The following is a 15,349-nucleotide window of genomic DNA, read 5'->3' as shown; positions in this document are numbered from 1 at the left end:
TCAACATGAAAAATATGATCACTTTCCATAAGTCCATCGCTTTCTTCGCCGCCGCCGCGGTACTTACTTTTTCTGCCTGCAAAAAGGAAAAGAATGAGCCCGATGATGATGCGCACGAACATGAAAATGAAGAAATCACTACCGTGAAGCTCACCTTTACCAACGCAGTTACACCGGCAGAAAAAGTAATTGCTACGTGGAAAGATATGGATGGCGCCGGCGGAGCGGTTCCCCAGATATCAAACATTGTACTGAAAGCAAATACCGCATACCTGCTCTCTACTGAACTGTTAGATGAACACAAGAACCCTGCGGATAATATCACGAACGAAATTCAGGAAGAAGGTGATGAGCACCGCGTGTTCCACCTGTTTTTTGCAAATGCCGATGCACCAGTGAAAGACTCGCTGACCACAGCCGCTACCGTAACGGCATTGGATAAGGATTCGAAGAACCTGCCTATAGGGTTACAGGTACATATGGCTACTAAAGGAGCATTCAAAGGTTACTTCCGCATGGTGGTACGCCACCAGGTAACGGGTAAAGACGGTACCTATGCTCCCGGCAGTACTGATGCGCAAACCGAATTCCCGATAGAGATTAAATAAAGATAGTCCTGACAGGCGAAAGAAGAAGGGCCGTTTCACTTTGGTGAGACGGCCCTTTCTGTTAAAATTGTATTGGTTAAGGTGGTTCCATCCTTCATCCACCCTTCATCGATCCTTCATCCATCCTTCATCCAGCTCCAGCAATGGTAAGGGTTTGATATAGGTTGGATGAAGGTTGGATGAAGGATGGTAGTTAAGTGTATTGATAATGAGTTAATTGTGTAACGCCCTTGTACGTAAGGGGTGTAACTGGTTTGATAGGAAATTAACTCTCTTCAGAACACTTGCAGAATGATGCTAATGATCCCCGGCTTCGAGGCCTTCCTGATCCCCGGCTACCAGTACTTTGAAAGGCTTACCGCCAACAGGGATGCTGGCAGTTTCCGTTAGTGCAGGGAGGCTCAGCATGCGGATGGCGCCCGTGGCCTGATCGGTAATATATACCGCCCTGCGGGACACTGCGAAGTAGGGCTTCTGCACCGCCGTAGCTCCGGTAGGGATAGCGGGGGCTACTTTACCTTCTTTCTTCAGCTGGGTGGTAACTGCATCAAAGATCTTCAGGGTACCATCCGTCAGCAGCACATACAGGTTCTTCCCTTCTTCATCGAGCATGTACTGATGAATGTTGTTATTGTTCTTCAATACCTCGGTGATCTGCCTGGTTACAGGATCGATCTTGAACAGTCCAAGTGCTACGTACCCGAAGAAGTGCGGGAGGGCTTTGTTGCCCAGTACGGTACCTATCCAGGCATCGCCGAAGGTGGCAGGATAGGGCACGAGGAACTGATCGCCGGTTTGAGAAACGATAAGGATACCGTCTTTACTTCCGAAAGCTGCCAGCTTGCCGTTGCCCGCATCGCCATGGATGCCCTGTGTGGCAATTTTCGTTTCATGCAGCGTTTTGCCAAAGCGGTCGATGATCTTCACTTTCTCGGGCAGGGTACCGGTCACGGTGCCGTCTTTCTGCGTTACCGCAATGGTATGATCATCAAAGATGACCATGGCACCGTGGTGGGGCTGGGCTACAGGAAGCACCTTTCCCGGCCCGTTTTCGAGCTCACTGTCTTTGAACAGGCTCAGTGTGCCTGTACCATCATTGAAGATGGCGTTGAGGCCCGCATGGGCATAAAAATGGGTAGGGCCGGCTTCGGTGAATGTAAAAGACGACATTTCCGCGTCATGCACGTGCAGGTGCCCGCCATGCTTCTCCACGCCCGTGTTGAAGAATTGAACCGTGTTGGCAGCACGGCTGATGATGGTACCGAATTGCCCCGTGCTGGTAGTGTACATGGAGGGCTGTGCGGCTTTCACAGGAAATACGGCAGACTGCTTCTTCAGCGGGTCTACTACTGAAATACGCGCCTGGTCTACATCGCTCACAATGAGGCGAAGGTAAGCGGCTTCCGTTTTGACAGGCTCAGGGTTCGCGGGCTTGTCGTCTTTCCGGCAGGCTGCCAGGAATAAACCGGCGAAAACTGCCGGTAACAGGATCTTTTTCATGTGCGGGTAGGTTTAATGTGCAACGAAGTTGCAAAACTACATAAATGCAGCTTAGTTGCAAATAATATCTTCCTTTTATTGGAATAGTGGATTGGCCTGATAAGCAAGCCGCGCTGGGGGCCGGTTACATGAAGGTGGCAGGAGAAAAAACAGGGAAGGAATGAAAATGAAAAGATATATTTGAAAACGGATGAATTTCCATCCGTCTTACACTGCAAATAACGTCATTTACCATACTAAAGATGATCTGACATACTGCTCAGATTTTGGATGAAAAGCAAAAAAGGGCCGTTTTCACGGCCCTTCTGTATTATGGGAATAATCTGATTAATGGGAATGATCATGCGCCGCGGGTGCATCCGGGAGCTGGGCGGTATCTTCATCGTAGTACACGAAGAAGTAGAGGTAGATAACGCGGGATATGCGCATAAGCCAGGGCTGCAGGGCAATAAGGATAATGCCGTTCACACCGAGCCACCAGAAGATGCTGTCATCTTTCCAGCTCATACCGAAAAAGAACCAGTACCACACCAGGTTGAAAACGGACAGGGCCACACCGAGGGCGTAACTCACGTACCCTGTACCAAACCAGAAACCGGTTTCCAGTTCGTACTTCTGCTGGCACACCGGGCATTTTTCGTACATGTCGAATATCTTCGAAAAACGTAACTGGAAAGGGTTTTTGTTTCGGAACATATCCCCACGCCGGCAATGCGGGCATTTCATTTTCAGGATACTGAGGAAGTAATTCGGTTTATTGCTCATGGTGGCGCAAAAATACAATTAATATCCGGCTGTACCGATGACGGTGGTCATCATGCAGGCTGGGCTTCCGTAGTTTTCCTTTCTCCGATCTGCTGGCGCCACATGGCATAATACAATCCTTTCTCTTCGAGCAGTGCATGGTGCCCGCCGGTTTCCACGATCCTGCCTTTTTCGAGCACGTAGATACGGTCGGCATGCATAATAGTAGAGAGGCGGTGAGCGATCATTACTGTGATATGCTCTTTGCTGGATGTTACGTTACGTACCGTTTGCGTGATCTCTTCTTCGGTAATGGAATCCAGCGCAGACGTTGCTTCGTCGAATACGAGCAGCCTCGGCTGGCGCAGCAGGGCCCTGGCAATAGAGAGGCGTTGCTTCTCCCCGCCTGAAATCTTAATACCGCCTTCACCAATCACCGTATCAATCCCCTTCTCGGCACGTGCCAGCAGGTTGTATGCGGATGCGCGTTGCAGGGCATTCATCATTTCTTCTTCCGTAGCCCTGGGGTTCACGAACTGCAGGTTCTCCCGGATGGTACCGGAAAACAGTTGCGTGTCCTGCGTAACAAAGCCCAGCTGGTGGCGCAGTTCTTCAATATCAATGGCATTGGAATCGATCCCGTTGTAGTTGATATGCCCTTCGCCGGGTTTATACAATCCTACCAGCAGCTTCACCAGCGTGGTTTTACCACTGCCGGAAGGGCCCACGAATGCGATGGTCTCACCCGTTTTTACCGTGAAGTTGATATCGTCGAGCGCTTTGTTTTTAGCAGTAATATGCTGGAAGCCCACATGGCGGAACGACAGTTCGTTTACCAGCGATAAGCGGGGAGGTGAAGCCGGGGTTACCTCTACCGGTGTGTTCAGTATCCGCTGGAAGTTCTCCAGAGACACCTGTGCCTCACGGTACGCCAGGATGATGTTGCCCAGCTCCTGCAGTGGTCCGAAGAGGAAGAAGGAATAAAGCTGCAGGGAGAAAAGCTGGCCGATAGACACCTGGTCGCCATACAGCAGGTACAGCAGCAAAAAGAGGATAGACGAGCGGAGGAGGTTCACGAAGGTACCCTGTACAAAGGCAATGCTGCGGACGCGCTTCACTTTGCTGAGCTCCAGCAGCAGGATCTTCATGGTGTTGGCATTGAGCCGGCGTATTTCCTGGTTGGTGAGGCCGAGGCTTTTCACCAGTTCAATGTTGCGGAGCGATTCCGTAGTGGCGCCTGCCAGCACGGTAGTTTCTTTCACAATGGTTTTCTGGATCGACTTGATGCGTTTGCTCAGCACATTCATGAGCCAGCCCAGCAGTATGGAGCCGCCGAAGTATACGAATACAAGTGACCAGTGTACTCGGAAAGCGAATATCATCACGAACACCACGCCTACGAGGGTGGTAAACAGGATGTTGATGAACTGGGAAATGAATTTCTCTGTATCCAGCCTTACCTTCTGCAGCACGGCCAGGGTTTCTCCTGAGCGCTGGTCTTCAAACTGCTGGTAAGGCAGCCGCAGAGAGTGGCGCAGCCCGTCTGTATACATTTGCGCCCCCAGGCGCTGGGTGATGGCGCTTACGAAATAATCCTGAAATGCCTTTGCGATCCGGGAGATCATGGCTACGCCGATGGAGGCCAGCAACAGCAGCATAACCCCGTAGAGGTATTCGTTTCCGGAACGGGGAACGGGAACGGCTGCATCTTTGGGAGTGAAAGTAGTGGGGTGGCTGGCAAACCGGTCAACGATCTCCCCGAAGATCCAGGGATCGAGGAGGGAGAAGACCTGGTTCACCGTAGCAAGGCCCAACGCGGCCACAACCAGCCATTTATAGTTTTTAAGGTATTGCAATAGTAATTTCATGGGGCAAAGGTACTGGAAATTGCTGCCCTAACGGTGTTGCGACACCGATTTTAAACTGTACTTATCACGGTATTTACCCTAAAAATTGCGTAATTTAATATCCGGCCGGGTCGGTCATCCACAAGCATGTTATGAGCCTCGCAATCTGATCCATTTCTCCCAGAACGGCAAACCCGCAAACCCCGGCGCTTCACCCGCTAAATCCATTGCCGTATGAAAACGTATGACGAAAAACACATTAAAAACGTTGTGCTCATTGGCGCTGCCAAGAGCGGCAAAACGACGCTGGCCGAGGACATGCTGTTCGAGGCCGGCATTATCCCAAAACGCGGCTCCGTGGAGGAGCGCAACACCGTGTCCGACTACCACGAGGTAGAACACGCACGCGGTAACTCCGTTTACGCCACCACAATGCACACCGAGTGGCGCGATTTTAAAATCAATATCATCGATACCCCCGGACTGGAAGACTTTATGGGCGAAGTAGCCTCCTCCATCCGCGTATGCGACACCGCTGTAATGGTGCTCCATGCCTACAACGGTGTGGAAGTTGGTACGGAACAGATCTGGGATTATGTAGACCGTTACAGCAAACCCACCATCCTTGCCGTTAACCAGCTCGATCATGAAAATGCCAACTTTCAGCAGGTACTGGAACAGGCCCGCCGCTTCTTCGGCTCCGCTGTTACCCTGATGCAGTACCCCGTTAACCAGGGCCCCGGTTTCAATGCCATTATCGACCTGCTGAAAATGACCATGTACCGCTTTCCTGAAGGTGGCGGTAAACCCGAAAAACTTCCCATCCCCGACAATGAAAAAGCACAGGCAGACGAGTGGCACAACGCCCTCGTGGAAAAGGCTGCCGAAAACGACGACGCCCTCATGGAACTGTACTTCGAAAAAGGCAGTTTGGATGAGGACGAGCTTCGGCAGGGCCTGAAAATTGGGATGATGAAGCACCAGGTATTTCCCGTTTTCTGCCTCAGCGCCCTCCGCAATATGGGCAGCGGCAGGATGATGGGCTTTATCGACAACGTAGCCCCTTCTGCGGTAGAAATGCCGCCGGAAGTTACGGAAGAAGGTCGCGAGGTACCATGCGACCCTGCAGGGCCTACCTGCCTATTCGTTTTTAAAACACTCCTTGAACCACACATCGGCAAACTCTCTTTTTTTAAAGTGATGAGCGGCGAAATAAAAGCGGGTCAGGAACTGTACAACGAAAAAGGCAATACCTCGGAGCGGCTGAACCAGCTCTTTATCGCCGATGGTAAAAACCGCCAGCAGGTAGACCGCCTCCGGTCGGGCGATATCGGCTGCACCCTCAAACTCAAAAACACTTTCACCAATCATACCCTCAACGATCCTAAGTTCACTTCCCAGATCGATCCCATCCACTTCCCGCCGCCAAAGGTGCGCACGGCTATCGTCGCCAAAAACAAGGCCGACGATGAAAAGCTCAGCGAAGTACTCAGCGAAATTCATATGGAAGACCCTACGCTGGAAATTGAGTATAACCGCGAACTCAAACAGGTAATACTCCACGGACAGGGGGAACTGCATCTTGCCATCACCAAATGGCGGCTGGAGCATGTCTACAACATGCAGGTGGATTACTTCCCTGCCCGCATTCCCTACCGCGAAACCATCCAGAAAGCAGCCCAGGCCACATACCGGCATAAGAAGCAATCCGGCGGGGCAGGGCAGTTCGGAGAGGTTTTTATCAAGATAGAACCCTGGTACGAAGGCATGCCTGCATTGAAGGAATGGCCCGTCCGCGATACCGAAGAGATAGCATTGAACTGGGGCGGTAAGCTGGTATTCAATAACTGCATCGTAGGTGGCGCCATCGATGCACGCTTTCTGCCTTCCATCCTTAAAGGTGTGATGGAAAAGATGAATGAAGGCCCGCTCACCGGTTCCTATGTACGGGATGTGCGCGTAAGCGTATACGATGGAAAGATGCACCCGGTAGACAGTAACGATATCTCTTTCAAGATAGCAGGCATGATGGCCTTCCGTGAAGCATTCCACCAGGCTGCGCCCCAGTTGCTGGAGCCGGTGTACGACCTGGAAGCTTCTGCCCCGGATGTGATGATGGGCGATATTATGAGTGAGCTGCAAAGCCACCGAAGCATCATTACGGGCATGGATTCCGGCAATGCACGGCAAATAATAAAAGCCCGCACGCCACAGGCCGAACTCGATCATTTGTTTGCTGCACTTCGTAATGTAACGCAGGGCAAAGCAAAAGTGAAGGCCAGCTTTGCGGAGTATGCACCCGTTCCGGCAGAAGTGCAGAAGAAATTGAGTGAGGATTATAAGAAAGTGGAACAACAAAACGGTCAGCACTAATCCTACCCTTTATGTATAGCGCAACCGCGATAGGCGGTTGCGCTTTTTTATGACTTTATGCTCCCCAGTTTTCCCGGTCAAGTGTACGGTATTGAATAGCGCCTGCGATATGGTGCGGGCTGATATGTTCTGCATCATCCAGATCGGCGATGGTACGCGCTACTTTAAGGATACGGTTATATGCCCGTGCACTAAGTTGCAGCCTGTTCATGGCAGCACTGAGTAGTTGGCGTGCTTCAGGGCCGAGGGCACAATATTTTTCCAGCTGCCCGCTGTTCATCTGTGCATTACAGAATGCATCAGGCTGCCGTTTTTTATCCGTTCGTATGATATCCATTCCTGCAATAGCGAACCGCTTCGATTGCTTTTCCCGCGCTGCCATTACACGGGCACGGATGTGAGTGCTGGGTTCAGGTGCAGGCGCATCTGCCATTGCATCCGGCCGAACGGGAGTAACTTCCACATGAAGGTCTATACGGTCGAGCAGTGGACCTGATATACGGTTGAGGTATTTGCGTACCATACCTGGGTGGCATGTACAGGGTTTCTCAGGATGGTTGAAATATCCGCAGGGGCATGGATTCATACTGGCTACCAGTTGAAACGTAGCGGGGAATTCCATCGCCTGACGTGCCCGCGATATACTCACACTCCTTTCTTCCATGGGCTGCCGTAATACTTCCAGCACAGACCGCCGGTATTCCGGCAATTCATCCAGGAATAGGATACCGTGCTGCGCGAGGGAGATCTCTCCGGGCTGCGGAATACTGCCTCCGCCTACCATGGCCATTTCACTGATGGTATGATGCGGGGACCGGAAAGGCCGGGTGGTAAGGATGCCATCAGCCGCGTTCAGTTTGCCTGCCACGGAATGGATGCGCGTAGTTTCAAGGGCTTCGGCTAATGTGAGTGGCGGCAGGATGGTAGGCAGCCTCCGCGCAAGCATCGTTTTACCTGCGCCTGGCGGCCCTACCAGCAGCATGTTATGCCCACCCGCAGCAGCAATCTCCATCGCCCGCTTAATGGTTTCCTGTCCTTTTACTTCGGAGAAATCCAGTCCTTCCGGAAAGCCGGGCTGGTAAGCACAAGGTGGGACGGGTGTAAAAACTTCCCTGCCTTCGAGGAAGTCCAGCACTTCCCGTACATGCGTCATGCCGTACACGCTGAGCCCTTCCACCATCGCAGCTTCCAGTGCGTTCTGCATGGGGAGGATCATGGCGGTAAACCCTTCCTGCCGGGCACGCATAGCCATAGGTAATGCACCACGTATCGGGCGCATCGTTCCATCCAGCCCCAGCTCCCCCATAATCACGAAAGATGCAATTGGTTGCTGAAACACAGCCTGCTCCGATGCAGCAAGGATACCAAGGGCAATGGGAAGATCATATGCTGCGCCTGCCTTACGGATATCCGCAGGCGCCATGTTCACCACCGTGCGTAAACGGGGCATCTTGTACCCGGTGTTTTTAATCACCGTTTCAATGCGGTACTCGCTTTCCTTCACGGCATTGTCGGGCAGGCCTACAAGGCAAAACCGTGTGCCCTGGCCTACATTGACTTCTATAGTAATGGTAATGGCATCCACGCCGTGTATGGCGCTGCCGAAAATTCTGACGAGCATGGGAACAAACAATGTTAGTGAAACATGAAGATAGGATTTAATCCTCTTTCATGTTGTTCAGCAGGTCTATCACTTTCTCTTTACGGAGAATGAGATAGCCGATCTTTTCTTTCGCTATACCATCGCGCAACTCGTAAGTGAAATGGAGATTGTCGTCAATTACTTCCGACTGAAAATACTTGAAAATGATCTTCGGCTCGCCCCGCAGTTCTTCTGCAATTTCATAGAGGTGGGTAGACAGGATGTAGAGGCAGCGACGGTTGTGGAGCAATCCACGGATAACGGCAAGCGAACAGTTTTTCGCATCTTCCACATTCGTGCCTTTAAACATTTCATCAATCAGTATAAGCCAGTTTTTGCCGTTACTGATTTTGATGATGGTGTTTTTAATACGCTGTACTTCGTTATAGAAATAGCTTTCTCCTTTGAAGATATTGTCTTTCACATCGATGTTGGAAAGGATGCCGTGGAAGAAGCTCAGTTCCATGGATTGTGCAGGTACGCCCATGCCAAGGTGTGCAAGGAATACAGAGATGCCTACTGCTTTGATGAATGTGGTTTTACCAGCCATGTTAGCACCGGTAAGGAAGATGAAACCTCTTTCAGGGTCCATGGCTACATCGTATGCCACGGGCTGCGGGAGAATGAGGTGGTATAATTGTTTGATTACAATATTGGGCTTTGTGTCTTCCAGGAAAGAAGGGAAGTGCAGGTTGAAATGACGGATAGCCTGCGCCATGCTCTGATATGCATCGAGGCGGGTGTACAGCTCCGTCAGCTCCCATAACACTTTCTTATGCTTCTTACGGATAAGCCGGTCGTACCGCAGGATCTCTATGAAGTTCAGTTCCCCGCTTTCGCTGAGGCGAACGATGTCGTGAAACTCCTGCTGGTTGATAAGTACCCGCGCTCTTTCAAGTAAAAGCCGCAGGTTAACCGGCGCACCGGGGATATCGATCTCTTCCGTCAGCAGCCGGAAACCATTGATGAGGTTGAGTAACTGGTCGAACGAGAATTTAATAAACCCGAAGTCTGGCGCATAGATGGTTTTAGTGACTACGGCATTGATGTAAAGGCCCAGCCCGCCTGCGCTGGAAACAGGTTCTATGTCCGCATTCAGATAATTTTCCACTACCACGATGGTGCCGTTGCTGATGGCTTTGGGCCACGCCTTTTCATTCTCCATCAGGTATTGCAGCATCTGCTGCCGGTTACGGATAGAAGTAATGTCTTTCAATGGCTGGCCAAACAGCGCACGCAGATACTCGCGGCCGCCTGCGGTGGTGGTAAAATCCAGTTTATGAAACAAAGAATATTCGTCTTCACGGTTGAAGATCGAGAGATCGAGGTAGGTTGTTTTGTCCAACTCCATGCACAGGCGTTTTCGTGAAATTACAATGAAACAGTCTAACGGGGAAGATGCGGGGTGTAGAATTTTCCATAAAAAAAGCGCCGCCGTTTCCGGGGCGCTTTATATGCAGAGCATATGAATTGCTGATTATGCGTTGAACAACAGCCGCTGGCCGCATTGTTGTTCGTTGAAAGTACCGTTCTCGTAAGCAAGGTGGCCGCTTACGAAAGTATGGGTAACTGCTGCGGGGAAGGCATGCCCCTCGAAGGGACTCCAGCCGCATTTGTAATAAATGTTTTCTTTGGTAACGGTGCTTTGTGCTTTGAGATCCACGATCACGGCATCGGCCCAGTACCCTTCGCGCAGGTAGCCTCTTTCACGGATGCGGAAGCATTCAGCGGGCGCATGGCTCATTTTTCGCACCATGTGTTCTATGGTGAAACGGCCTGCCTTCACCTGTTCCAGCATCATGAGCAGGCTGTGCTGTACCAGGGGTACGCCGGAGGGCGTCTGCAGGTAAGGATGTTGTTTTTCGTCCCAGGTATGGGGCGCATGGTCGGTGGCAATAATATCCAGGCGGTCGTCCAGCAGGCCTTTCCACAGCGCTTCGCGGTGGTGGGGTGCTTTAATGGCCGGGTTGCATTTGATGAGGTTGCCGTACTGCGCATAATCGTCTGCCGTAAACCAGAGGTGATGCACGCATACTTCGGAAGTAATGCGCTTCTCGCTCAGGGGCAGCATATTGCTGAACAGCTGTAATTCCTTTTCGGTGGAAATATGGAGGATGTGCAGGCGGGAGTTGTGCTTCTTGGCAAACTGGATCGCTACCAGAGATGATTCGAAGCAGGCTTCTTCGTTACGGATGAGCGGATGGTCTGCCGCAGTGAGCTGGTCGCCCTTTGCTTTTTTGAATTCCTCCATATTGGCACGGATGATCTTTTCGTCTTCACAATGCGTGGCAATGAGGAGTTCGGTGCCGCCGAAGATCTTTTCGAGGGTCAGGTAATTGTCTACCAGCATATTGCCGGTGGAAGAGCCCATGAATATTTTAACGCCGCAAACACGGTCTTTCTTCGCATTGGTTTTCAGTACTTCATCAGGATTGTCGTTGGCAACGCCCATAAAGAAGCTGTAATTGGCGAGGGAGGTGCGGGCGGCTATGTCGTATTTCTCTTCGAGGCGTTCCTGCGAGGTGGCTTCGGGTTTGGTATTGGGCATTTCCATGAAGGAGGTGGTGCCTCCTGCTACGGCTGCTCTGGCTTCGTGACGGATGTCTGCCTTATGGGTGAGGCCTGGTTCGCGGAAGTGAACCTGGTCATCGATTACACCGGGGAGGAGGTATTTGCCTTCGCCGTTGATCTCTTTACCGGTTTCACCGATCTGTGGCGCTATCTTTTGGATGCGGCCATCGCGGATGAGTACGTCGCCAACGGTGGTAGTACCTTCGTTAACGATGGATATATTCTTGATGATGGTGTTTTGCATGCCGCAAAGGTAAATATTTTACCCTTGCAGATGAATGGAAAACACGATGGTGCGGGTATTGAGCTGATCCAGTACGCGGGAATACCGAAGGTTGGGATCTTTCACATGTACGTTGTTCAGGCCATTGCTGATCTTGAACTCGGGGGTGAAGATGAAGGAGGGGAAATAGATCTCGAAACCGGTGCCTACTTCGTAGCCATAGGCGGTTTTGTTGATCTTCACGAGGTCTTCCGCGCGGCGGAGGCCTTTGTTGGAAGCAAGGTCATAATCCAGCTTCATGCCTGCTATCGTGTATACGCGGAGGTTGCCGATACGGTCAGATTTGAATTTGATCTGGAGGGGGAAGGAGGCGGTAATGGATTCCACTTTCTTCTCGGTGGCCCGTTCAGGGTAGTTTTCCTTGTAATAGAGGTTCTTATTGGCGAAAAACAGCTGCGGGTTGAAGCGGAGATCGAAACGGTGGTTGAAGCGGAGGTTGGCCAGCAAACCTACGTTAAAGCCCATGGTTTTGAGGGGTTCGGCTACCATGATAGAATCCTGTTGCAGGAAAATATCACTGTGCGTAAGGCGCAGATGGCTTTGGTTGACGGCCAGGGTGATGCCGAAATAGTAGGGCTTGCTATCGTGCTCTTCCATATTGAGCTGTGCACTCGAGGGGAGGGCCTGCAGCAGGAATACGGCCAGCGTTAGCGGGTGGCGCAATAAACGGAACAGATCCCGAAGGTGAGCGTTTTGCATGTAACGTCTTGAAAACCAACTTTTTTAAGGATATCGCACATCTCTTTGCCTTGCGGCATCTCTTTCACGGAACTGGGGAGGTAGGAGTAAGCAGCCTGGTTGCGGGCTACCATCTTACCGATCAGCGGTGTAATATAACGAAAATAAAAATTGTATAACTGTTTGACGGGGAAAGCCGTCGGGTTGGAGAATTCGAGGATAACCGCCATACCGCCGGGTTTAACCACCCTGCACATTTCACTAAGGCCCTTTTCCAGGTTCTCGAAGTTCCTTACGCCGAATGCCGCCGTTATCGCATCAAACGTTGCATCGGGAAAACTTATTGTCTCCGAGTCGCCCACATGAAGGGTGATCCTGTCGCTGAAGCCGGCTTTTTCCACTTTCTGCCTGCCAAGGGCCAGCATACCTTCAGAAATATCTATACCGGTAATTTTGTCGGGGTTGAGCATGCGCTGAGCCATAATAGCCACGTCGCCGGTGCCGGTAGCTACGTCCAGTATGGTTTTAGGGGCCAGGGGCTTCAGTTTCCGAAGGGCCACTTTACGCCACCAAACGTCCACGCCAAGGCTCATGAAATGGTTCATGAAGTCATATCGGCCGGCAATATCGTTGAACATGCTGGCCATCTGCTCCTTCTTGCTTAATTTTGACCCTTCAAAAGGAACCACTTTCTGTACGTCTTTGCTCGTCATAATGGGAGCAAAGGTAACAGAGGGGCCGCAAATGGAAAAATTATGGTGATCAAATCTGCAGAATACCTTATCAGCAATGTGGACTGGGAAAAATGCCCCCCGGCCGACAAACCCGAGTATGCCTTCATCGGCCGCTCCAATGTCGGCAAATCCAGCCTGATCAACTTGCTGACCAGCCGTGACAAGCTGGCTAAAACATCCGGTACACCGGGTAAAACGCAGCTGATCAACCACTTTCTTATCAATAACCAATGGTACCTGGTAGATTTGCCGGGCTACGGCTTCGCCAAGGTGTCGCAAAGCCAGCGCAAAAGCTGGGAACGGATGATAGAAGATTATCTCCGTAAAAGAGCCAACCTCATGAATGTGTTTGTGCTGGTAGACAGCCGGCATTCTCCCCAGAAGATAGATATTGATTTTGTGAACCAGCTCGGGGAATGGAACATACCGTTCCAGCTGGTGTTCACTAAGGCAGACAAGAGTACGCAGCTGGAAACCAGCCGTAATACGAAAGCATTTCTGAACAAGCTGCGTGAAACCTGGCAGTTCCTGCCCGCAAGCTATGTTACTTCAACGGTGAAAAAGACGGGGCGCGATCAGATACTGGCGTTTATCGACGAAATGAACGCGCGCTTCCAGGGCATCGCCTAATTCACGATTTTGTTGGCACACGAACTGCTGGCGAAGGCTTCCGGCTTGGCCTTGAAGGCGAAGCCCATGCCAAGGATGTAGCCCATGGCTTCCCGCAACGCCAGGTTGCTCTTAAACTGCGGATTGGTGTTAATGTCCGCATGCACTTCCATGTCCACATCATAATCGGTAAAGAGGTCGCACAGTTCATACGCGATCTCAATACTGCGCGCCACTTCCACGAGCATACGCTCTTTGATGGAATACACGTCGCGCGTTTTGTCGTTGTGGATGAACATGAATCCGCCGTGCCCTTCCCGGAGGAAAACGATCACGGTGGCAAACTCAGTTTCGAGGCCCTTCACCTGGGAATCGGTGCCGATACAAACTTTTAACCGGTGCCCACGACCGGTTTCCCGGACGATGGCACGCCGCACTTCCTCCTTAATGGGCAGGTGAATAGGTTCACCATTGAATCTTCTCCATTTCATACAGGAATGTTTTAACGGTAATGTTTAAACGATGTGCCTTGCTGATAGTCTTTGTGCCGGTCTCCAGGGGTTAACGGGATGTAATTGGAATTATCCGAATATACGAAATTAAACTGCAGCAGGGTTTGCTCCGGCAGGGGGCAGCGGAGTTTGGGGAAATCGTGTGGATTATGACAATCGGTTAAAACTGGCCGGTGCTCAGCAGCACAAGCGTACATGCTTCCTGCGCGAGGATGCCGTTTTCGCGTAAAAGCCCTTCCAGTTCAGGGTTCTCCGTTCCGGGATTGAAGATGACCCGCTTCGGTTTCAGGCTGAGGATGTAATCGTAATACGGTACCTGGTTCATGGGGTTGAGGTACAGTGTAATGGTGTCTACACCTTCAAGGGCAGGATGCTCTTCGATGATGGGCGTGTCTCCGATTTCGCCGGCACGTTTACCAATGGCCGTAACGGGGTGGCCATGCGAACGCAGCCTGTTTACTGCGAGGTATCCATACCGCTGGGGATTAGGCGAAGCACCGAGCACCACCGTATGTTTAGGTGTATCCATACTGTAAAGTTAAGGTTCCGGAAGATGGTGCACAAAAGTTATACCATCCCGCCAGAGCAGGCACAGATATTAAGATGACTCCACGGCATTGGAATAAAGTGTTAAGTCCAGAAACATTTGCCGTGTATCTTTACCCGCATCGTTTTCACTGAAATACTTAAATCCCCTTCTTTCGTAGAATCCCAAAGACTGCGCATAAGCATCGACTGTAACGAACTTACATGCGCATTCATCATTCAGCTTTAACGCAATGGCGATGATAAAATCTATGATGGTTTTACCAATACCGCTTTTTTGCGTTTGGGAACAAACCCCTAATCTGCCAATTTTGATCGCAGGAATATATTCCAGGTGCCGTTTTGGATAAGTAAGGAGCTGCCGCAGGAACTTCTTAAATGCACTTTTAGAAGCGAAATCCTTCTCCTGCACACGAACGCTATCGTTAAATATGCTAAAAAAGGCTATCGTTCTATCTTCATTTTCAAGAATATAGGTAACTGCTAATAACTCTTTCCGGTAATGTATTGCTTTCTGGGTTAAGAACTCATTCAAGTCCTGGTCTCCGCAATCAAAGGGTTTTAATGAGTATTCAGGATTAACTTTTCGCAGGGTAAACCCTGTTAAATCCATGTAACAATTTTAAGAGTTGGCTTTGCTTAATAAAGATTGTAATAGTTGCGCATTTTTTTGAAAAGCTGTAAAAGTCTGCTTATCAACTT

The 15,349-nt window shown here is 50.8% G+C and carries 14 protein-coding genes; 3 read left to right on the top strand and 11 right to left on the bottom strand.

The annotated features are described in order from the left end of the window. Nucleotides 1–5 precede the first annotated feature (5 nt). Nucleotides 6–608, top strand: a complete 603-nt coding sequence (locus DEV76_RS01705; protein WP_109694466.1) for a hypothetical protein — start codon at nucleotides 6–8, stop codon at nucleotides 606–608. Between the two features lie 297 nt (nucleotides 609–905). On the opposite strand, the gene DEV76_RS01700 is transcribed toward DEV76_RS01705, so the two are convergent. The 3 genes from DEV76_RS01700 to DEV76_RS01690 form a co-directional block, all read right to left on the bottom strand. Then, the gene (locus DEV76_RS01700; RefSeq protein ID WP_109694464.1) at nucleotides 906–2,108 is read right to left on the bottom strand and encodes a YncE family protein; all 1,203 of its coding nucleotides are present in this window, start codon (nucleotides 2,106–2,108) and stop codon (nucleotides 906–908) included. A 327-nt stretch (nucleotides 2,109–2,435) separates the two neighbouring features. After that, nucleotides 2,436–2,873: a DUF983 domain-containing protein gene (locus DEV76_RS01695; RefSeq protein ID WP_109694462.1), complete on the bottom strand. Its 438-nt coding sequence runs from the start codon at nucleotides 2,871–2,873 to the stop codon at nucleotides 2,436–2,438. Nucleotides 2,874–2,923: 50 nt separating this feature from the next. Then, nucleotides 2,924–4,720, bottom strand: coding sequence for an ABC transporter ATP-binding protein (locus DEV76_RS01690; RefSeq protein WP_109694460.1), 1,797 nt, complete (start codon nucleotides 4,718–4,720; stop codon nucleotides 2,924–2,926). A 213-nt stretch (nucleotides 4,721–4,933) separates the two neighbouring features. On the opposite strand from DEV76_RS01690, the gene DEV76_RS01685 reads away from it, so the two are divergent. Beyond that, nucleotides 4,934–7,072: an elongation factor G gene (locus DEV76_RS01685; protein ID WP_109694459.1), complete on the top strand. Its 2,139-nt coding sequence runs from the start codon at nucleotides 4,934–4,936 to the stop codon at nucleotides 7,070–7,072. Between the two features lie 55 nt (nucleotides 7,073–7,127). On the opposite strand, the gene DEV76_RS01680 is transcribed toward DEV76_RS01685, so the two are convergent. From DEV76_RS01680 to ubiE, 5 genes are all read right to left on the bottom strand, one after another. Continuing rightward, on the bottom strand, nucleotides 7,128–8,693 hold the full coding sequence (locus tag DEV76_RS01680; protein ID WP_109694457.1) for a YifB family Mg chelatase-like AAA ATPase: 1,566 nt from the start codon (nucleotides 8,691–8,693) through the stop codon (nucleotides 7,128–7,130). A gap of 37 nt (nucleotides 8,694–8,730) precedes the next feature. Then, the gene (locus DEV76_RS01675) at nucleotides 8,731–10,065 is read right to left on the bottom strand and encodes a MutS-related protein (protein ID WP_109694455.1); all 1,335 of its coding nucleotides are present in this window, start codon (nucleotides 10,063–10,065) and stop codon (nucleotides 8,731–8,733) included. Nucleotides 10,066–10,191: 126 nt separating this feature from the next. Beyond that, a complete protein-coding gene (locus DEV76_RS01670; RefSeq protein WP_109694454.1) occupies nucleotides 10,192–11,529 on the bottom strand; it encodes a dihydroorotase in 1,338 nt (445 codons plus the stop codon). Between the two features lie 18 nt (nucleotides 11,530–11,547). After that, a complete protein-coding gene (gene porT, locus DEV76_RS01665; protein ID WP_109694452.1) occupies nucleotides 11,548–12,267 on the bottom strand; it encodes a type IX secretion/gliding motility protein PorT/SprT in 720 nt (239 codons plus the stop codon). Continuing rightward, nucleotides 12,216–12,959 carry a bifunctional demethylmenaquinone methyltransferase/2-methoxy-6-polyprenyl-1,4-benzoquinol methylase UbiE gene (gene ubiE, locus DEV76_RS01660; protein WP_109694450.1) on the bottom strand — a complete coding sequence of 248 codons (744 nt, stop codon included), beginning with the start codon at nucleotides 12,957–12,959 and terminating at the stop codon, nucleotides 12,216–12,218. Before ubiE ends, porT begins: the two co-directional genes overlap by 52 nt. A 42-nt stretch (nucleotides 12,960–13,001) precedes the next feature. Here ubiE and yihA point away from each other — a divergent pair, with 42 nt between their 5' ends. Beyond that, a complete protein-coding gene (yihA, locus tag DEV76_RS01655; protein ID WP_109694448.1) occupies nucleotides 13,002–13,610 on the top strand; it encodes a ribosome biogenesis GTP-binding protein YihA/YsxC in 609 nt (202 codons plus the stop codon). On the opposite strand, the gene DEV76_RS01650 is transcribed toward yihA, so the two are convergent. The 3 genes from DEV76_RS01650 to DEV76_RS01640 all read right to left on the bottom strand — a co-directional run bounded on the left by DEV76_RS01650 (nucleotide 13,607) and on the right by DEV76_RS01640 (nucleotide 15,260). Further along, the gene (locus tag DEV76_RS01650; RefSeq protein ID WP_109694446.1) at nucleotides 13,607–14,080 is read right to left on the bottom strand and encodes a ribonuclease H-like YkuK family protein; all 474 of its coding nucleotides are present in this window, start codon (nucleotides 14,078–14,080) and stop codon (nucleotides 13,607–13,609) included. The two genes, yihA and DEV76_RS01650, sit on opposite strands and share 4 nt — an antisense overlap. A gap of 181 nt (nucleotides 14,081–14,261) precedes the next feature. Then, nucleotides 14,262–14,630 (bottom strand): CoA-binding protein, encoded by a 369-nt coding sequence (locus DEV76_RS01645; protein WP_109694444.1) that lies wholly within the window; start codon nucleotides 14,628–14,630, stop codon nucleotides 14,262–14,264. 69 nt (nucleotides 14,631–14,699) lie between these two features. Then, on the bottom strand, nucleotides 14,700–15,260 hold the full coding sequence (locus DEV76_RS01640) for a GNAT family N-acetyltransferase (RefSeq protein WP_109694442.1): 561 nt from the start codon (nucleotides 15,258–15,260) through the stop codon (nucleotides 14,700–14,702). Nucleotides 15,261–15,349 lie beyond the last annotated feature (89 nt).

Origin of the sequence: Chitinophaga deserti (genome assembly GCF_003149455.1) — a bacterium.
Classification (GTDB): Bacteria; Bacteroidota; Bacteroidia; order Chitinophagales; family Chitinophagaceae; genus Chitinophaga; species Chitinophaga deserti.
Note: the sequence above shows the minus strand (reverse complement) of the source record. Positions and strands in the feature narration are given on the sequence as shown.

Excerpts from the sequence above, each read along its gene's own strand:
- DEV76_RS01705 (WP_109694466.1), top strand. The coding sequence starts at position 6 with ATGAAAAATATGATCACTTTCCATAAGTCCATCGCTTTCTTCGCCGCC.
- DEV76_RS01700 (WP_109694464.1), bottom strand. The coding sequence starts at position 2,108 with ATGAAAAAGATCCTGTTACCGGCAGTTTTCGCCGGTTTATTCCTGGCA.
- DEV76_RS01695 (WP_109694462.1), bottom strand. The coding sequence starts at position 2,873 with ATGAGCAATAAACCGAATTACTTCCTCAGTATCCTGAAAATGAAATGC.
- DEV76_RS01690 (WP_109694460.1), bottom strand. The coding sequence starts at position 4,720 with ATGAAATTACTATTGCAATACCTTAAAAACTATAAATGGCTGGTTGTG.
- DEV76_RS01685 (WP_109694459.1), top strand. The coding sequence starts at position 4,934 with ATGAAAACGTATGACGAAAAACACATTAAAAACGTTGTGCTCATTGGC.
- DEV76_RS01680 (WP_109694457.1), bottom strand. The coding sequence starts at position 8,693 with ATGCTCGTCAGAATTTTCGGCAGCGCCATACACGGCGTGGATGCCATT.
- DEV76_RS01675 (WP_109694455.1), bottom strand. The coding sequence starts at position 10,065 with ATGGAGTTGGACAAAACAACCTACCTCGATCTCTCGATCTTCAACCGT.
- DEV76_RS01670 (WP_109694454.1), bottom strand. The coding sequence starts at position 11,529 with ATGCAAAACACCATCATCAAGAATATATCCATCGTTAACGAAGGTACT.
- porT (WP_109694452.1), bottom strand. The coding sequence starts at position 12,267 with ATGCAAAACGCTCACCTTCGGGATCTGTTCCGTTTATTGCGCCACCCG.
- ubiE (WP_109694450.1), bottom strand. The coding sequence starts at position 12,959 with ATGACGAGCAAAGACGTACAGAAAGTGGTTCCTTTTGAAGGGTCAAAA.
- yihA (WP_109694448.1), top strand. The coding sequence starts at position 13,002 with ATGGTGATCAAATCTGCAGAATACCTTATCAGCAATGTGGACTGGGAA.
- DEV76_RS01650 (WP_109694446.1), bottom strand. The coding sequence starts at position 14,080 with ATGAAATGGAGAAGATTCAATGGTGAACCTATTCACCTGCCCATTAAG.
- DEV76_RS01645 (WP_109694444.1), bottom strand. The coding sequence starts at position 14,630 with ATGGATACACCTAAACATACGGTGGTGCTCGGTGCTTCGCCTAATCCC.
- DEV76_RS01640 (WP_109694442.1), bottom strand. The coding sequence starts at position 15,260 with ATGGATTTAACAGGGTTTACCCTGCGAAAAGTTAATCCTGAATACTCA.